17 protein-coding genes and 1 pseudogene are annotated in these 18,121 nt (G+C 58.8%); 9 read left to right on the forward strand and 9 right to left on the reverse strand.

Annotation, left to right across the window (positions count from 1 at the left end; all coding sequences use genetic code 11):
• Positions 1–185: 185 nt before the first annotated feature.
• The 7 genes from ACZ9BB_RS19595 to ACZ9BB_RS19625 all read right to left on the reverse strand — a co-directional run bounded on the left by ACZ9BB_RS19595 (position 186) and on the right by ACZ9BB_RS19625 (position 10,204).
• On the reverse strand, positions 186–2,744 hold the full coding sequence (locus ACZ9BB_RS19595) for a LuxR C-terminal-related transcriptional regulator (RefSeq protein ID WP_476215491.1): 2,559 nt from the start codon (positions 2,742–2,744) through the stop codon (positions 186–188).
• 140 nt (positions 2,745–2,884) lie between these two features.
• The gene (locus ACZ9BB_RS19600; RefSeq protein ID WP_476215492.1) at positions 2,885–4,252 is read right to left on the reverse strand and encodes a DUF1329 domain-containing protein; all 1,368 of its coding nucleotides are present in this window, start codon (positions 4,250–4,252) and stop codon (positions 2,885–2,887) included.
• Positions 4,253–4,275: 23 nt separating this feature from the next.
• Positions 4,276–6,069 (reverse strand): DUF1302 domain-containing protein, encoded by a 1,794-nt coding sequence (locus ACZ9BB_RS19605; protein WP_476215493.1) that lies wholly within the window; start codon positions 6,067–6,069, stop codon positions 4,276–4,278.
• Between the two features lie 807 nt (positions 6,070–6,876).
• A complete protein-coding gene (locus ACZ9BB_RS19610; protein WP_476215495.1) occupies positions 6,877–7,788 on the reverse strand; it encodes an SDR family oxidoreductase in 912 nt (303 codons plus the stop codon).
• A 108-nt stretch (positions 7,789–7,896) separates the two neighbouring features.
• The gene (locus ACZ9BB_RS19615) at positions 7,897–8,799 is read right to left on the reverse strand and encodes an alpha/beta fold hydrolase (RefSeq protein WP_476215497.1); all 903 of its coding nucleotides are present in this window, start codon (positions 8,797–8,799) and stop codon (positions 7,897–7,899) included.
• Positions 8,800–9,582 (reverse strand): class II aldolase/adducin family protein, encoded by a 783-nt coding sequence (locus ACZ9BB_RS19620; RefSeq protein WP_476215499.1) that lies wholly within the window; start codon positions 9,580–9,582, stop codon positions 8,800–8,802.
• A 166-nt stretch (positions 9,583–9,748) separates the two neighbouring features.
• A complete protein-coding gene (locus tag ACZ9BB_RS19625; protein ID WP_476215501.1) occupies positions 9,749–10,204 on the reverse strand; it encodes a flavodoxin in 456 nt (151 codons plus the stop codon).
• A gap of 99 nt (positions 10,205–10,303) precedes the next feature.
• On the opposite strand from ACZ9BB_RS19625, the pseudogene ACZ9BB_RS19630 reads away from it, so the two are divergent.
• Both ACZ9BB_RS19630 and ACZ9BB_RS19635 read left to right on the forward strand, forming a co-directional pair.
• A pseudogene (locus ACZ9BB_RS19630) lies at positions 10,304–10,507 on the forward strand (hypothetical protein); the annotation flags it as partial.
• 54 nt (positions 10,508–10,561) lie between these two features.
• Complete coding sequence (locus ACZ9BB_RS19635; RefSeq protein WP_007901651.1) at positions 10,562–11,167, forward strand: hypothetical protein; 606 nt, start codon at positions 10,562–10,564, stop codon at positions 11,165–11,167.
• A gap of 19 nt (positions 11,168–11,186) precedes the next feature.
• Here the strand turns inward: ACZ9BB_RS19635 and ACZ9BB_RS19640 are convergent, their stop codons facing one another.
• Positions 11,187–12,146 carry a MerR family transcriptional regulator gene (locus ACZ9BB_RS19640; RefSeq protein WP_476215503.1) on the reverse strand — a complete coding sequence of 320 codons (960 nt, stop codon included), beginning with the start codon at positions 12,144–12,146 and terminating at the stop codon, positions 11,187–11,189.
• A gap of 180 nt (positions 12,147–12,326) precedes the next feature.
• On the opposite strand from ACZ9BB_RS19640, the gene ACZ9BB_RS19645 reads away from it, so the two are divergent.
• From ACZ9BB_RS19645 to ACZ9BB_RS19675, 7 genes are all read left to right on the forward strand, one after another.
• A complete protein-coding gene (locus ACZ9BB_RS19645) occupies positions 12,327–12,896 on the forward strand; it encodes an antibiotic biosynthesis monooxygenase (protein ID WP_476215505.1) in 570 nt (189 codons plus the stop codon).
• Positions 12,897–12,984: 88 nt separating this feature from the next.
• The gene (gene folM, locus ACZ9BB_RS19650) at positions 12,985–13,695 is read left to right on the forward strand and encodes a dihydromonapterin reductase (protein ID WP_476215507.1); all 711 of its coding nucleotides are present in this window, start codon (positions 12,985–12,987) and stop codon (positions 13,693–13,695) included.
• 22 nt (positions 13,696–13,717) lie between these two features.
• Complete coding sequence (gene folE / locus ACZ9BB_RS19655) at positions 13,718–14,278, forward strand: GTP cyclohydrolase I FolE (protein ID WP_476215509.1); 561 nt, start codon at positions 13,718–13,720, stop codon at positions 14,276–14,278.
• Between the two features lie 2 nt (positions 14,279–14,280).
• Entirely contained in the window at positions 14,281–14,652 is a 372-nt protein-coding gene (gene folX, locus ACZ9BB_RS19660) for a dihydroneopterin triphosphate 2'-epimerase (protein WP_476215511.1), read from the forward strand.
• A 68-nt stretch (positions 14,653–14,720) separates the two neighbouring features.
• On the forward strand, positions 14,721–15,017 hold the full coding sequence (locus ACZ9BB_RS19665) for a DUF1244 domain-containing protein (RefSeq protein WP_476215513.1): 297 nt from the start codon (positions 14,721–14,723) through the stop codon (positions 15,015–15,017).
• A complete protein-coding gene (locus tag ACZ9BB_RS19670) occupies positions 15,010–15,348 on the forward strand; it encodes a HopJ type III effector protein (protein ID WP_222589812.1) in 339 nt (112 codons plus the stop codon). The genes ACZ9BB_RS19665 and ACZ9BB_RS19670 overlap by 8 nt, the downstream gene beginning before the upstream one ends.
• Before the next feature lie 265 nt (positions 15,349–15,613).
• Positions 15,614–16,864, forward strand: a complete 1,251-nt coding sequence (locus ACZ9BB_RS19675) for a 2-aminoadipate transaminase (RefSeq protein ID WP_476215516.1) — start codon at positions 15,614–15,616, stop codon at positions 16,862–16,864.
• A gap of 123 nt (positions 16,865–16,987) precedes the next feature.
• Here the strand turns inward: ACZ9BB_RS19675 and trxB are convergent, their stop codons facing one another.
• Entirely contained in the window at positions 16,988–17,950 is a 963-nt protein-coding gene (gene trxB, locus ACZ9BB_RS19680; RefSeq protein WP_095055091.1) for a thioredoxin-disulfide reductase, read from the reverse strand.
• Positions 17,951–18,121: the final 171 nt, after the last annotated feature.

Genomic DNA, 18,121 nt, shown 5'->3' on the forward strand with positions numbered 1-18,121 from the left:
TCATAATATTCATTTGTTACCCTTTCAAAAAAATGGAGCGAGAAACTCGCCTAACCAAATTAATTCAGGGGCAGCTCAATATGAAAACATCCAAGTAATACCAGGCATTTACGACTTAAACCATTTGTAACTTCGCCCCCAATATAAACATGAAGTAAACCATTATATATTCTCCGTATTCCGGATCAATTCCACAGCCCTAACAACTTGGCCTTGGCCACCGCTTGCGTCCTGCGCTCAACCCGCAACTTCGCATGTATGCGTCGTGTGTGAGTTTTGACGGTATGTAATGAAATGAACAGCACCTCGGCAATCTCTTGATTGGAATGACCCTGTGCAATCAGCTTGAGCACTTGTAGTTCACGCTGACTTAATGTGTCTGTTTCACCTGTCCGCATGCAAAGTTGATCAGACGCTAGAAGAGTGGCTTGCTCATTGAGCAATAACGGCTGACGCTGGCGCAATTCACTTAACAACTGGCGAGTCTGATACCGCGCCACATTGCGTTCTCCTTCCTGCAATGCATCAATGGCCTTAGCAGTTTGCCCCTCAAGCCATAGCACTTCAGCCAGGGCCAGTTGCAGTTCGGTGGCGAGTGCCCACATTTCGCGCGCCTGTGCCTGCTCCATCAATGATTCGAGCTGTGCTGCGGCATCACTCGCATCGTGCTCCAACCGAACCTTGGCGAGAATCAGCAAATATTCGATGCGTGGGATCAGCTCCAGCGTGGCCGGTGGCGCCTGCTGTGCCTGCGGCCCGCGATAGTGATTGAGCACCCGGCTCAAAGCCTCGCACGCCAATTCGGCACGCCCCTGTTGCAACCAGAAATGACTACTGACTTGCAACAGCACCCCCCGGTAAACAGTTTCCGGAATCAGCCGCTGCTGCATCAGCCGTTCGGCATCGCGTAAGCGCACAAATGCCTGAGCATAATCGCCTTGATTAGCCGCCAGTTGTGCCAGGCCGAGAAACCCATAGAGCACACGCTTGTCATGGCTGCGCAGACAGTCGTCCAGCCCGCGCTGAAAGAGTTCGGCCGCCCTTTCCTCCTGCCCCATGCATAACGCCAGTCGTCCACGTCGCAGATCAATGCGTCCCAGCAAGGGTATAGGCCGATCTGTCTGCTGGCAGAGCAGCTCGTACATATTGGTCAGTACACTTTCAGCCCGCACCGCCGCCCCCCGTTGCTCCAGCAATTGCGCATGATCGAGTTCCATCAAGCCCTCGAACACCAGTGAACCTTGCGCCCGCGCCAGGCACAGCGCCTCGCGGTTATGGGCTTGCGCCACGTCGAGTTCGCCCCTTAGCAAGGCCTGTTGCGTCAGACCGGACAAACACATCAGGCGCGCCGTCCAGCATTCGGGATCGAGCGCGCTCAACGCATCAAGGAAGTGCGCGCGTGAAGTCTCCATTCGTCCCTGCAAATGCAGTAGCCAACCCTGCAGGGCCTGCCAGCGTGCAATCAGTTGACGCTGAAGCACCGCCGAGGGTTGAGGCGTGAAATGCGCCAAATGAGCAATGCAGGCAGTTGCCTGTTCGAAACGCCCGGCGAACAACAGCGCCGCGGTAATCAAGCCCACCAACTGCGGGCTCCCCAGCGTCAGTTCTTCGCCTTGCTGCTCATGCAAACGCAGCAACAGCACGACCATTTGCTCTTCGAACAAGTGCTCGAAACTAAAGTGCTGCAACAGGCTGACCGCCACTTCGTATTCCTCGGCGAGCAATGCCTGTTCGAAGGCCGATTTCCAGTCCTGTTCAGCACAGAACCACTGGCAGGCACGCCGATGCCAAGAGCGTCCCGCTGGCCATTGCTCATCGCGCAACAACTGCGTGAACGGGGTGAAAATCTGCAGCCAGTCGCTGGAGTCCCCCCAAGGTTCGATAAAACAGCCCAGCGCTTGCAAGGTCCGCAAGTATTGAGCGCCCTCCCCGGCCCCGAACAGGTGATCGCACAGCCGGGCATTGAAGCGGGGCAAGTGGGCCAGCACGCGCCAGGCCTCGCTCAACTCAGGTGTCAGCGAGCTGAACAACTCATGCTCCAGGTAATCGAGCAAGGTGGCCGCCCGCCCCAGGGAGTTGTCCTGACATGACCAGTCGCACTTCTGCAGCAATGCAATCCGTACACCGGCACACCAGCCGCCGGTGCGCTGGATAATCCGACTCGCCACCTTGCCGGCTTGCTCGGGTACCCAGGGCTGCAATATCTGCTCGACTTCACCTTGCGTGAAAGCCAGCGAAGCGTTCTCGCACTCGTACAACTCATCATCGAGCAGCAACCTTGGCCAGTTGCATTGCGGCCGGCGGCGGGCGCCCAGCCACCAGGTCAGCATCGGACTGCTGATTGCCAGCATGCGATCCAGTAACAGGTCCAGCTCCGGGTTCGGCAGACGGCAATAGTCATCGAGAAACAGCCATATCGGCGTCTGCAATCGCGCCAGACAACCCAGCAACCCGGTTTCATCCGATGAGGCCAGCCCCAGCGTCTCTGCCAGACGCTGACGAAAATCCGCCGCGCTCGACACCGCGCCAGACAATGGCAACCAATGCACCCGGCATTGGGTTGGCGCCTGCAACAGGCATTCGGCGAGCAACGCGCTCTTACCACTGCCGGCGGGTGCGCAGAGTAATTTCACCCGGGCCGTCGAAGCCAATATCGGCTCGCTTAAACGAGCCCGCGACAGGTGATGAGAGGACAGGCGGGGCAGGAATCCTGAACGGTCCAGACACGGGGTCATGGCGGTCATTGCGGCGTGCCTTTTTATAATTGTCCGCCAACCCTAGCCCTCTCCAACCCGCTTGTTGAGAAGTATTCAGGACGCTGATTAGCGCCCATAAAAAAGGCGACCCGCAGGTCGCCTCTGGTGATGCCAATGTATCAAAACCCTTACCGAACGCCCTCGGCGCGCAGGGCAGACGGCGTGTAGTCCGCAGCCTTGGCGTCGAAGCCGAATTCGAAGCTGTGCTTCTCTTCGTTCTTCATGCCCAGGGCAATGTATCGGCCGGCAATGATGTCGTAGAGCGCTTCGAGGGTGTAGGCCGGGGTCTGGTGATCGTAGTAGTACTGGGCGTGACCTTCGGCCACTCGCCACAGTTGACCGCGACCGTCGTAGTGGTCCACCAGCGCCACTTGCCAGCTGTCTTCGTCGAGGTACATATGGCGTTTGGCGTAGATGTGCCGCTCGCTCGGCTTGATCGTGCCGACCACTTCCCAGACCCGGTGCAATTCGTAGCGGGTCAGGTCCTGGTTGATGTGCCCGGCTTTCACCACGTCATCGTACTTGAGGCTCGGCGAGTCGAGTTTGTAGCTGTTATAGGGGATGTACATTTCCTTTTTGCCGATCAGTTTCCAATCGTAGCGATCCGGCGCACCGGAGAACATGTCGAAGTTGTCCGACGTACGCAGACCATCAGCGGCGGTCCCCGGCCCGTCGTAGGCCACTTGCGGCGCGCGTCGTACCCGACGTTGACCGGCGTTGTAGATCCACGCCAGACGCGGCTCTTTCACTTGATCGAGGGTTTCATGCACCAGCAACACGTTGCCCGCCAACCGCGCCGGCGCGGTCACCGATTGTTTGAAGAAGGTCAGTACGTTGGCGCCTTTTTCCGGGTCCAGGTCCTTCATCAATTGCGGTACGGCGATCTCCTCCTCGAAGCGGATTGGTGTGTAGCTGCCATTGGTCTGTGGGGTCACCTGAGTGATGATGCGTCGCAGATTGCCACCGTGGTAACGGGTGATGTGGTTCCACAACACCTCGACGCCATTCTTGGGAATCGGAAAGGCGTAGTAGCGGTTGCCGGTGAAGTTGGCCAGGCCGTTACCGTCGTTGATGCTGGTCACGTTCAGCGCGCTGCGCTTGGCCGACTCGTAGATTTCCGCCGGCAGGCCTACGGTGCGATGGGTCGGGTAGACCGGGATCTTGTAGGTTTCCGGGTAGCGTTTGAACATCGCCACCTGACCGTCCGACAGCTTGTCCTTGTACTTGTCGACCGTTGCGGCGGTGATGGTGAACAGCGGTTTTTCACTGGCGAACGGGTCGGCCAGAAAACCTTTGCTGTCGACGGCGCCAGCATTTTTCGGGATGCCACCGGTCCACGCCGGGATCGAGCCATCGGCGTTACCGGCCTTCTCGGCGCCCAATGGCGTGAGCGTGGTGCCAAGCTTGTTGGCTTCTTCCGGCGAGACCGCCGCCATTACGTTAGCGGCCAACAGGCTCAGTGCCAGGGCGCCGCATTGCAGAATCATCTTGCGCATTTACATCATCCTTCTCAGCCAGATCAGAAGTTCACGCCGAAGCTCAGCGCCAGGAAGTCGCGGTCTTGCAGGACGTTGTAGTTACCGCCAAAGAAGTCGGTGTAACTGAGGCTCGCGGTATAGGTGTTGCGGTAGTCGGCATCGACACCGACGCTGACGGCCTTGGCGCCCTCGTTGAACAGCCCGTTGGGGCCATAGCCGGCGACGTCATGGGACCAGGACAGGTTGGGTTTGAGGTTGATCCCGCCGATCACGTTGGCGTAGTCGAGGATCGCCCGGGCGCGGTAGCCCCAGGAAGTCGAGGTGACGAAACCGTCGGTATCGCCACCGAAGCCGTACTGGCCGTAGACCGAGTCGCGGCCATAACGCAGTTTGGTTTTCGACTCCAGACCACCGACCCGCACCACCGCCGCTTCACCAACCAGAGTCAGCCGCTGGGCACCCAGCACTTGATCGAAGAAGTGCGTCAGGGTGCTTTGCACCTGGGTCACCTCCTTGCGGCGGTAACCGGTGTTGTCGGCACCTGGCCGGGTCGCGACGGGCGATGCGGCGCCGCCGGCGATCGGGTTGAGCAACGCCAGGGTCAGGTCGTTGGTATTGACCTGCACCGGAGCGTTGGGCCGGTAGCTGATTTCGCCGGTCCAGGCAGTGCCGGTGGGCAAGGTGGTGGAGAAGCTCGCGCCGTACAGACGAATGTCTTCCGGGTATTCGAGGTAGTACTGGCCGCGCCCGAGCATCACGCTTTGGGCCAGGCCCGAACCACTGCCCGGGGCCAGACGGTTGGCAATGCTGACCATGCCCGGCAGGCTGGCCAGTGTGGACAGCCCGGCGGTGGTGGTACCGACAGTCGGTGTGCGACTGTGGTAATTCATGAAGTAGAGGCCGTATTCGGTGTCGTCACCGAGCCAGCGCAAGGCCGTGCCCCACTGCCCCGAGTCCCGGGCATCGCGGTCACCGCCACGGGGCACGATCACGCCCTCACGGGTGACCTGGATAGGTTGGCCAAAGGCTGACGCCAGCGGCGCCAACGGGGCGATCGCCGGGCTGCCGACGGTGTAACCGGTGTTGCAGCCATCCGCCGCCACGTCGACACCAAAGAAGGTACCGCAATTGTCGAGAACGGTCTGATCCCACTCCAGTTGATAAAAGCCTTCAACCGTCAGCTGATCGGTCAGGCCCTGAGAGGCGAAGAGCATGTTCACCGGGATCAGGCCTTCCTTGATCTCCGCGCCAGGACGACGGAATGCCGACACGTCAATCGGGTTGATGCTGTTGATCGAGTTGCCGATGAAGGTACTTTCCCCCCAACTGACCACCTGCTTGCCGGCCCGCACGGTGCCTGGCAAATCGGCGATGGAATAGTTGTGATAGACGAACGCATCGAGAATCTGCGCGCCCGAAGACTTGGCGCCTTCCTTGCGACCATTGTCACTGATCTGTTTGAACTCGCGGTCCTCGTCCTTGAGCTCGAAGTCGTACCAGTACTTGCCACGGACAAACACGCCAGTGTCGCCGTACTTCAATTCGAGGTCGTGGATGCCCTTGACGATCTTGGAAAAGGTTTCGCCTTTCTTGAAGTTCAGGCGCCCGTCGTCACCTGTCGAGGACTGCCCAGTACCACCGTTGACCGTGCCCACCAGGGACTTGTCAGCATCGCGCATGCCCCAGCTCGCGCCGACGGACAGGGAAGAGTCAAAGGTCCCCTCGATTTCCCCGATGTTGAATGAAACAGCCTGCGCCTGGGCACAGCAACCCAAAGCCACCGCAGCGGCCAGCGCTTGTGGTTTGAAGATGGCGCGCATTGTTGTTTTTGTCATGCGTCTTCCCCGGTGAGTGACAGAAGGCCCCACCCTACTGCCGCTCGCTGAGAGCGATAAGCGCACCAAGGAGGTATTCGCGATGTACCTCCAAAGGATGAATGCCCGCATGGGGTGAGGTTTTGCGAGGAGTATGGATAAGCTGGATGGAGGGTTATCAGCACAGTGCATGGAACATTATTGAAGTTGGATGTGTAGCCGCTGGCGCTGCCTGCGTTCGCTTTTAGCAGCTGCCGAGCTTGCGAAGCTGCTGCTACAAAAGGTCAGCTGAAGACTGTTGCCCAGACTGTAACAGTGCATGTCTGGAATCGCTATTTTTCCTTTGCGATCAATCGCTTATTCTTGCCTGGCTTTCACGGCAGACGGCCTGAAAGCACGCCGCGATGGGGATGATAGACCACCCCATTGGCGACAGAATCCAGATGATTCGAAGCGTATTTCTTCGACTCATCGCCCGTGTTCACTGACGTTGATTTGTAGCTCCTGATCCACGTCTTACTTTGGCCGCTGCGTTTGCAGCGGCCTTTTTTATGAGCGCAAGCTTTTCAGGCTGGGAATCATCGGGGGGGTGATGGCAGTACTCAGGGCAAGCCCCAAGGCCAGTCTGATAAAGTTTTAAGAGAGGAACATCGTACCTGTGGCGAGGGAGCTTGCTCCCGTTCGGTTCGTCGCTTTTGGGACGGCTTCGCCGTCCAACGGGAGCAAGCTCCCTCGCCACAAGCAAGCTCCCTCGCCACAACGGTGCTTCAACTTCCGGATCTCTGTTAACTGACTGGCATCAAGGCAAGCCCGGCAGATGTCGCGCAATCAGATGGAGTACTTCTGCAAGTTCTCCATCATTTCCTTCAGCGCTTCGATGTTGTCTTTCGGATGCGCCGCGCCATCAAAATCGCAGATCTGTTGCCAATGCGCCGCCACATCTTCCGGCGAAAACCCCACCCGTGGATCGAACCCGGCACCCAGGCTGCGCTCCCAACGTACCTTGCCCATCCAGCCGCCACCCACTTCGAATAACCCCGAAGTTTCCTGGCAATGCTCACTGGCCAAGTACACCACCAGCGGGCTGACCAGTTCCGGCTTGAGTTGTTCAAACACTTGCGGCGGGATCAGGCCTTCGGTCATGCGGGTGCCACCGGTCGGGGCGATGGCGTTGACCAGGATGTTGTTCTTGCGGCCTTCGATGGCCAGTGTGCGGGTCAGCCCATAGAGGCCGAGTTTGGCCATACCGTAGTTGGACTGGCCGAAGTTGCCATAGATGCCCGAGGTCGACGCGGTGAAGATCACGCGGCCATAGTTTTGCTCGCGCAGGTGCGGCCAAGCGGCGCGGGTAACCTTGTAGGCACCTTCGACATGGACGCGGTAAACCAGATCCCAGTCGCTGTCGTCCATTTTGTGAAAGGTCTTGTCGCGCAGAATGCCTGCGTTGTTCACCACAACGTCGACACGGCCGAACACATCGAGGGCGTGTTGCACGATTCTGTCGCCGTCAGTGACGGAGTCGTGGTTGGCCTCGGCGATACCGCCCGCTTCGCGAATCTCCGTCACCACACGATCGGCCGCCGACGCATTGGCGCCTTCCCCTTGAGCCGAGCCGCCGAGATCATTGACCAGCACTTTGGCGCCCTGTTTGGCGAACAGCAATGCATGCGCCCGCCCCAAGCCGCCGCCCGCACCGGTGACGATCACCACTTTATCTTCGAAGCGCACAGACTCATTCATGGGAAACTCCAGCAGGCCAGGGAACAATGTGCGAGTGTCAGGCACGGGGCTGCCGGTCACAATGAACACGGAGGCGGCTGAATGGTGCGCGATAAGACAACGCGATAGTCAGGAACAGGCCACCTTGCGCGACGGTGAAACCAGCCTGTCGCGAAACTCCAGATAATGCTTGAGCACCTGCGCCGGCGCTTCAATCTGCGGGTAATGGCCAATCTCCGGCAGCAGGACTGTGTCCGGGTCAGGAATCAGTTGCCGATAGCGCGCTACCATGTGCGCGCCGGAAACCGGATCGACCTCGCCATCGATGACTCGCAGCGGCACCTCGCCGCGTTGCATGGCGCTGACCCAACGCTCACGCTGGACACGCCGCTGCGGGATATAACTGATCACTTTGTGCATGATCCGTTGCCCATGATTGCTGTCGACCAGGCTCCAGAAATCATCCAGCTCACTTTCGCTGGGGCGAGTCTGCGGACCGAAGATCTGCTTGAAACTCTTCACCAGGGCGTCACGGCTAAAGGCGCGCCCAATCATCCAGCCAATGGGGGTGAGCAGGAGCTTTTGCAGCAACACCGGGCGATGGGTTTCGGGAAACAGGCCCCCATTGAGAAACACGCAACTGGCGATATTGATGCGCGCCTCGTAGTGCCGGGCCAACAGTTCCTGGGCCACGCTGTCGCCGTAATCGTGTGCCAACACATGCATCGGTTGCTCGATGTTCAGATGCACCAGCAACGCTTGTTGCAGGTCTGCCTGTTCGAGCAGGCTGTAGTGGTGATTCACCGGTTTGGCCGAATCGCCGAAGCCAAGCATGTCGCAGGCAATCACCCGATAGCGATGCGCAAGCGGCTGCCACAGGTAATGCCAGTCCCAACTGGCGGTCGGAAAGCCATGGATCAGCAACAGCGGCTCACCCTGCCCCGCAGTCCAATAGCTGATGGTTTGACTGCGGAATACAAATGTCTGGCTGCGTTTGCGCCAGACACACAGGGGAATCTCGGCGAGGGCCATTTAGAGTTTATAACTCGTGTCTTGTTTATCGAGCTTGCGCAACAGCGCCGGCCAGGCCAGCGCGCCACCCATCCCTTGGGCACTTTTGGTGACACCGGCAATCATCGCTCTGGCGCCCGCCAGAATCTGCGGTTCAATGGCAATCAGCTCCGCGCCTCCGTTCTGCGCCAGCACCTGAATCTCACAAGCGCGCTGGAAGGTGAACATCATCAGGAACGTGTCGGCGATGGTGCCGCCACAGGTCAACAGACCGTGGTTGTGCAACATCAGAAAATTGTTTTCAGCCAGGTCGGCTTGCAGTCGCGCCTTCTCTTCATGGTTCAGCGCAACACCTTCATAGGCGTGATAAGCCAGGCTGGAGAGAACGAACAAGGACTGCTGACTGATCGGCAAGACGCCTTGCTTTTGCGCCGAGACCGCCACCCCCGCCGCCGTGTGGGTGTGCAGTACGCAGACGACGTCATGACGGACTTCATGCACGGCGCTATGGATGGTGTAACCCGCCGGGTTGATCTCGTAGGGGCTTTCCATCAACTTGTTGCCGGCCAGATCGACCTTGACCAGGCTCGACGCGGTAATTTCATGGAACATCAGCCCGAACGGGTTGATCAGAAAGTCTTCAGTGCCCGGCACCTTGGCCGAAATGTGCGTGAAGATCAGATCGTCCCAGCCATGCAGGGCGACCAGACGATAACAGGCCGCCAGGTCGACCCGGGTCTGCCACTCGGCGGCACTGACTTTATCCTGGACACTGTGTGGCGATTGGACGGGGGCTACGCTCACGACAAGGAACCTCTGTTTTTTATTTTTCTGTTTTTTTGTTTGACTGACGTTACAGCAGTCTAGTCAGCCCCCGGATTTCGTGTAGTTGCATTGGCAGCCAGCTTGATGGCCAAACGAGTCAGTGCGGCGATGATCCTGGATCCATGTCAAAGCACCCGCAAACTTGTCAGCCCCGTAGAGCGCTGACGAGGTCCGCCAACCAAGGTTCGGCGTCGGTTTCCGGGGTCACGGTTTCGCTGGCGTCCAGGCGCAGCATCGGCAGGATTTCGCGTACGCCGAGCTCGCCGAACAATTCACGCATTTGCTCACCGCCGCCGCAGAAGGTGTCGCCATAACTCGAATCGCCCAGTCCGATAACGGCACCTGGCAAACCACGCCAGGCGGCGGGCAATTGATCGCGAATCGCCGAATACAGCGGTTGCAGGTTGTCCGGCAACTCGCCCATGCCGGTGGTCGATGTCACGGCCAGAAATGCTTCGGGGCCAAAGCCCTGAACATCGGCGAGTGTCGCACGCGGGTTGTGCCAGGTTTCAAAGCCGGCAGCGTTCAAAATGCTTGCAGCGTGGCGAGCGACTTCTTCGGCCGTGCCGTACACCGAGCCGGAAAGGATGGCGACTTTCATCAATCTGATCCTGAAACTGAGTAAAAGAGCCGGATATTAACAGCACTGCCCTCATTGATCTTTTAGAATGCGGCCTCTCAATCGATATGCAAAGGACTCACCCCGTTCTGGAACGAACTGTCGCTTTGCACGGTAAAAAACCCGCACGACGGGCAGACCTATCTCGTCGGGGTGCAGAAAGACGTCACGGCTCAGGTCAAGGCGCAACAGCGAGTCGCGCAGCTGGAGGCGCAACTGGCCGAAGTACAGGCAGAACTGGCCCTATTCAAAACGACGAACGGCTCAAACCAATCTGCGAATTAGTGGTCATTTACTACAATCACCGATGACTTTGTAATTATTCCTTTCGAGCAAATCATGCAGCGCGACGCACTCCTGACGCAGGATGAGCTGGATTTTATCCAGAACATGCAACACAACCCGCAACTCAATGTGCGGGATGCGACGTCGAGTCTGCTCGTCAATGGTGGTTCGCAGATTCGTGACTTGCTCACACGCCTGGCGGCTCATGAGCAGGTCACCATCCAGGCCAATTTCGAAAATCAGCAAATGACCTTCCCGCTGCACCTGGTGGAAGATGAATTTCACGCAATGCATCTACGCCTCGGCGTCCCCAGCATCTATGAAGACGGACCGATGATCCGGCCATGGCGCCTGGTGCTCGAAGAGCCCGTGGCGCTGGAAAATGCCAAGGGGCAACCCGGCACGATGTGGGTGCACGAAATATCGTTCAAAGGGGTTTTGCTGGAAGTTCGCAACAAGACCAAGGCGCCCAAGCACTTCGCTTTGTGGTTCAGCCCGTCAGGCTATGAGCGGATTGCGTTGCGCGGCACCTTCGAGCGTGAAACCGAGCAAGGTTTCTATGCCTACGAGTTGAGCCAGAGCGACAAAGACGAAACCGAACGACTGCGTCAGTACATCCTTCAGCAACATCGCCTGACCCATCCCGCATTGCATATCTGATCGACCTGGCTGCCTGCTCTCAGGTATCCAGGTTTCCCGCCAGGAACTGCTTCAGACGCTGGCGCATCAATAATCCCTCGTTCCCAAGGCAACCGACCGACGACCCGGCCAGGCTCTCCTGCGCCAGGTCCGATGCATCCCCGGCCAGCAGCACCTGACAATCCAGGCTCATGGCCAGACGATTCAAACGCCGTGACAGCTCGGGTGCCGGCGCATGATTGGAAACCAGCACCAGTGCCTTGGGCTTGACCTTCTCACAAACCAGGATCAACTCGTCGAAGGGCTGACCGATAGCCAACAACTGAATAGCCGAATCGACGCTGCTCAGATACAGCGCCGTGACCAGCACATCGAGCTCACGACATTGATCGGCCAGGGCGCAGACAATCACTCGTCGCGGTTGCATGACACGTACCAGCAACAGGCGTTGCAACACTCGAGATCGTAGAAAACCATCCAGAAAAAGCCACTCGCTAATCTGACCGAACGCTTCATGGCGTTGTAGCAATAACTTCCAGACCGGAATCAGAATGTCCTGAAATACCACCGTCAGCGGGTAACTGGAAAAAATCTGACCGTAGACGTGCTCCAGTTGAACTTCGTCGAAAGCACTCACCGCCGCCTTGACCTGCAGCTGCCATTGGGCGTAGTCGGCTTGAACGAGTTCGTTGGGAATGACCTGCGCCAGCACCTTGAGCGGTTCGGTCTTGGCCAGTATCTTGCCGACCTTGCTGACCGCGACACCGCGTTCTATCCAACCAAGGATGCTGCGAATACGCTCGATATCGGTCATCGAATACAAACGGTGCCCACTTTCGGTGCGCGTCGGCTGTATCAGACCGTACCGCCGCTCCCATGCGCGTAGCGTGACCGGGTTAACCCCCGTCAGGCGCGCTACCTCACGAATCGGAAACAGTTCTTCTCGAATCAGGGAGGTGATGGGGGGCAAGCCAGGTGCAAGGTCTGTCAGCACAGCCATCAGGATTTACGTCCATGTAATATTTTGACACATTCTAACGCTCCCGCCAAAATTGGAACAGACGTCCCATACAGAATCAGGAATAATCCTTGCTTGTCCCAAGACGCAGCCCACCACCCCGGCGCTGTGTCTGGCGAAGCTCTTATCCGGAGCGACGCGTTTGCCCTATGGAGATACATAATGTCTACCTCACCCGTCACACTGATGGTTGCGCGCCGCGTTGCCGATGGGCGTTATCAGGACCTGATGGCCTGGTTGCGTGAAGGCGAACAACTGGCCACCGACTTCCCCGGTTACCTCGGCTCTGGTGTGCTCGCTCCACCGCCCGACGATGACGAATTCCAGATTATCTTCCGCTTCGCCGACGAGCAGACAATGCACGCCTGGGAGCATTCCGCTTCACGCACTGCCTGGCTGGTACGCGGCAGTGATCTGTTTGCCCACCCTTCGGAACATCGGGTCAGTGGCATCGATGGCTGGTTCGGTGCGGTCGGCCAGCGCCCGCCACGCTGGAAACAGGCCGTGGCCATCTGGCTGGCGTTTTTCCCGGTGTCCCTGATATTCAACTTTGTCCTGGGGCCGTTGCTGGCTGAAACGGGTTTGCTGACCCGCGTGTTTGTCAGCACCCTGTGCCTGACGCCATTGATGGTTTACTTCTTCATTCCGCTGTCGACCCGGCTGCTGGCCGGTTGGCTGAACACCCCATCTGCGCGTCCGTTGCCCGCAACACCCACCACCCAAAATCAATAAGTTTTCTAGGCGCGAGGCCATTGCAGGACATAGGTGAACAACTCCCGTCGCTGGTATAGTTTTGCTCTAACCGCGACGTGAGCCGTTCATGACCTCTTCCGCAGCCCCAATCCTTATCACCGGTGCCGGCCAGCGTGTCGGCCTGCATTGTGCACAGCGTTTGCTCGAAGACGGCCATCCGGTGATTTTCAGCTACCGCAGCGAACGCCCAGGTGTGCAAACCCTGCGCAACCTGGGGGCGACCGCGGTATTTGCGGATTTTTCCAGCGAGGCCGGAATCCTTGCGTTCATCGACGAACTGAAGAACCATACCGACAGCCTGCGGGCGATTGTCCATAACGCCTCCGAATGGCTGGCTGAAACCCCGGGCAGCGAAGCCGCAGCCTTCACCCGCATGTTCAGCGTGCACATGCTCGCGCCCTACCTGATCAACCTGCACTGTGCCGATTTGCTATGGAGCTCAAATCCCGCCGACATCGTGCATATCAGCGATGACGTGACCCGCAAGGGCAGCAGCAAGCACATTGGCTACTGCGCCAGCAAAGCCGGGCTCGACAGCCTGACCCTGTCCTTTGCCGCCAAGTACGCGCCAGGCATCAAGGTCAACGGTATCGCGCCAGCCCTGCTACTGTTCAATCCCGACGACGACGCAGCGTACCGCGCCAAAGTCCTGGCCAAATCGGCACTGGGCATCGAGCCCGGCAGCGAAGTGATCTACCAGAGCCTGCGTTATTTGCTCGACAACCCTTATGTCACCGGCACGACCCTGACCGTCAACGGCGGACGGCACGTCAAATAAGCCGCCCCCGCGAGGATGTCCCATGACGTTATCCCTGCCCCAGAACTATCGCGAAATCCTGATCGGCCTCGGTGAAAACCCCGACCGCGAAGGGCTGCAAGACACCCCGGTGCGCGCCGCCAAGGCGATGCGCTACCTGTGTCACGGTTACGAACAAAGTGTCGAAGAGATCGTCAACGGCGCGCTGTTTGCCTCAGACAACGATGAAATGATCATCGTCGACAACATCGAGTTGTACTCGCTGTGTGAACATCACATGTTGCCCTTCATCGGCAAGGCCCATGTGGCTTATATTCCGACGGGCAGGGTGCTGGGCCTGTCGAAGATTGCACGGCTTGTGGATATGTTCGCCCGCCGACTGCAAATCCAGGAAAACCTCACCCGGCAAATCGCCGAAGCCGTGCAGCAAGTGACCGACGCCGCCGGTGTCGCGGTGGTCATCGAAGCCCAGCACATGTGCATGATGATGCGCGGCGTCGAGAAACAGAATTCGACCATGAACACCTCGGTGATGCTCGGTGCCTTTCGCGATTCGAGCAACACCCGCCAGGAGTTCCTGCAATTGATTGGACGGAGCAAGTAGCAATGCCACAACTTCAACCAGGAATGGCACGCATCCGGGTCAAGGACCTGTGTTTGCGAACTTTCATCGGGATCAACGAGGACGAAATCCTCAACAAACAGGATGTGCTGATCAACCTGACCATTCTGTACGCCGCCCAGGATGCAGTGCGTGACAACGATATCGATCACGCATTGAATTACCGCACCATCACCAAGGCGATCATCGCCCACGTGGAGGGCAATCGCTTTGCCCTGCTGGAGCGCCTGACCCAAGAGTTGCTGGATCTGGTCATGGCCAACGAGTCGGTGCTGTACGCCGAAGTCGAAGTCGACAAGCCCCATGCCCTGCGCTTTGCCGAGTCGGTATCGATTACCCTGGCCGCGAACCGCTGACCGCGTCTGGCGCAACGCTCGCCAGGCTTTTATCATCCGCGCCACGATTTGATTGCACAGAGCCCATCATGAACGATCAACAACGCCTGGAACTTGAAGCCGCCGCCTTTCGCCGGCTGGTTGCCCACCTGGACAGCCGCAAGGACGTGCAGAACATCGACCTGATGAACCTCTCGGGTTTCTGCCGCAACTGCCTGTCCAAGTGGTACAAGGCCGCCGCCGACGAACGCCAGATCGAGGTCAGCCTCGACGAAGCCCGCGAAGTGGTTTACGGCATGCCGTACGCCGAGTGGAAAGCCCAATACCAGAAAGAAGCCAGCGCCGACCAACAAGCGGCGTTCGCCAAAGGAAAACCCAATGAGTGATCTGAACACCCTGCGCGCCAGCCTCAAGAGCGGCGAACATGCCTTCGCCGATACCCTGGCATTTATCGCCGCCGGTTACGACTATCAGCCCCAGGCCTTCAATAACGGTGGCGTGGAAAATGCCGCCGGGCAGAACGAAGGTTCGTGCAAGACCCTGGGCCTGGCGCTGCTGGAAGGTCTGAGCGATGAAGAAGCGCTGTTGGCGTTCGGCGAGCATTACCGTTCGGTGGTTGCGACGCCGGAAGGCAGTGACCATGGCAATATCCGGGCGTTGATTGCCCATGGCTTGGCGGGTGTGAAGTTCGCTCAGCAGCCGCTGACTCGCCGCTGACTGAAGCCCGCAAAACACGTCATGAGTGACACTGGACCTGTGGCGAGGGCGCTTGCTCCCGCTGGACTGCGCAGCGGTCCCCTTCTTTATTAAGATAAGCAGGGTCGCTTCGCGACCCAACACCACAGATTATGCGTCGCCATCGATCGGTATCAGGGCACATCCCGACTTTTAATATTGACCCGGCAACTTTATTTCGTTTGCCGGGCACCTCTGCTCACGGCTTAGATAAAAAGAAGTATCCCTTCTTCAGAGTCAGCCATCCATGCGCAGCGAATCCATCAGCCAGTCGATCTCCATCGTTCACCCCATCAGCCTCAGCCACGGCAAAAACGCCGAGGTCTGGGACACCGATGGCAAACGCTACATCGACTTTGTCGGCGGCATTGGCGTGCTCAACCTCGGCCATTGCCACCCGCGCATCGTCGAGGCCATTCGCGACCAAGCCACCCGCCTGACCCACTATGCGTTCAACGCAGCTCCTCATGTGCCCTACATCGAACTCATGGATCGCCTGGCTGCGTTTATTCCAGTGGATTACCCGGTCAGCGGCATGCTCACCAATAGCGGCGCGGAAGCGGCGGAAAACGCCCTGAAAATAGTCCGCGGCGCCACCGGACGCACGGCGATCATTGCCTTTGACGGCGCCTTCCACGGCCGCACACTGGCCACCCTCAACCTCAACGGCAAGGTCGCCCCCTACAAGCAGAAAGTCGGTGTGCTGCCGGGGCCGGTGTACCACCTGCCCTTCCCCAGCAAAGACAATGACGTGACCTGCGCCGAGGCCTTGAAGGCCATGGAGCGGTTGTTCAGCGTCGAGATCGACGTCAATGACGTGGCCTGTTTTATCGTCGAACCGGTGCAGGGCGAAGGCGGCTTCCTGGCGATGGACGTGGAATTCGCCCAGGCGCTGCGGCGTTTCTGTGATGACAACGGCATCCTGTTGATCGTCGATGAAATCCAGTCCGGCTTCGGCCGCACCGGCCAACGCTTTGCGTTCACGCGACTGGGCATTGAGCCGGACCTGATCCTGCTGGGCAAAAGCATTGCCGGCGGCGTGCCGCTGGGTGCGGTGGTCGGGCGCAAGTCGCTGCTCGACAACTTGCCCAAGGGCGGATTAGGCGGCACCTACTCGGGCAATCCCATCGCTTGCGCCGCCGCGTTGGCGACCCTGGACGAAATGAGTGACGCACACCTGCAAGCATGGGGCGCGCAACAGGAAGAAGCGATTGTCAGCCGTTACCAATCCTGGCGATCCCGCGAACTGTCACCGTACCTGGGCCGCTTGACCGGCGTCGGTGCGATGCGCGGCATCGAGTTGATCAACCCCGATGGCACACCGGCCTCGGCGCAACTGACGCAGCTGCTGGCGCTGGCCCGAGACGCCGGCTTGCTACTGATGCCGAGCGGCAAATCGCGGCACATTATCCGCCTGCTGGCGCCGCTGACTACCGAGGCGGCCGTGCTGGAGGAAGGGCTGGATATTCTTGAGGCGTGCCTGCAGAAACTAACTTGAACATTTAAGTCGACGCGCACCGTGTGTGCGAGCCTGTGGCGAGGGGCTTGCTCCCACCAGGTTGATCGCATTGTTCGTGGACAAAAAAAACCGGCCGAAGCCGGTTTTTTGCTTTCTACGGAATCAGAACGAAGCGTTCTGCAGGCCGTCGAGGTAACGCTCGGTGTCCAGTGCCGCCATGCAACCGGCGCCGGCCGAGGTGATGGCTTGACGGTAAACGTGGTCAGCCACGTCACCGGCGGCGAAGATACCTTCGACGCTGGTGGCAGTTGCGTTGCCGTCACGGCCGCCCTGCACAACCAGGTAGCCGTCTTTCAACGTCAGCTGACCTTCGAACAACGACGTGTTCGGGGTGTGGCCGATGGCGATGAACACGCCGTCGACTTTCAGCTCGTCGAAGCTGCCGTCGTTGTTCTTCAGGCGAGCACCGGTCACGCCCATGTTGTCGCCCAGCACTTCGTCCAGGGTCGAATTCAGCTTGAGGATGATCTTGCCTTCGGCAACCCGCGCATTCAGCTTGTCGATCAGGATCTTCTCGGCGCGGAAAGTTTCGCGACGGTGAATCAGAGTCACAGTGCTTGCGATGTTGGCCAGGTACAGCGCTTCTTCGACAGCGGTGTTACCGCCACCGACCACAGCCACTGGCTTGTTGCGATAGAAGAAACCGTCACAGGTCGCGCAGGCCGAAACGCCTTTGCCCATGAACGTTTCTTCCGACGGCAGGCCCAGGTAACGAGCGCTGGCACCGGTAGCGATGATCAGCGCATCGCAGGTGTAAGTCGCGCTGTCGCCAATCAGGGTGTACGGCTTGGCAGCGAAGTCCACGGCATTGATGTGATCGAACACGATCTCGGTTTCAAAGCGCTCGGCGTGCTCTTTCATGCGTTCCATCAGCGCCGGGCCAGTCAGGCCGTGGACGTCGCCCGGCCAGTTGTCGACTTCGGTGGTGGTGGTCAGTTGACCGCCGGCCTGCATGCCGGTGATCAGCAGCGGCTTGAGGTTGGCACGGGCAGCATAGACCGCGGCGCTGTAACCGGCAGGGCCGGAACCGAGAATAATCACTCGCGAATGACGAACTTCAGACATGACCTGCTCCTGTTGACCGGCCCGAAACACAGGGCGCGGAACGCCGGATTGCCGGCGGGAATAAAAAAGGACCGTTGAAAGCACTTGGGGAAGGCTTGGGCTCGACAGTCCTGTAAAAGAATGGGTGCAGCGTATCGAGGGGGCGAAGATTAAGGAAATACGGTTTAACAA

The organism is Pseudomonas sp. TE3552 (assembly GCF_056278945.1).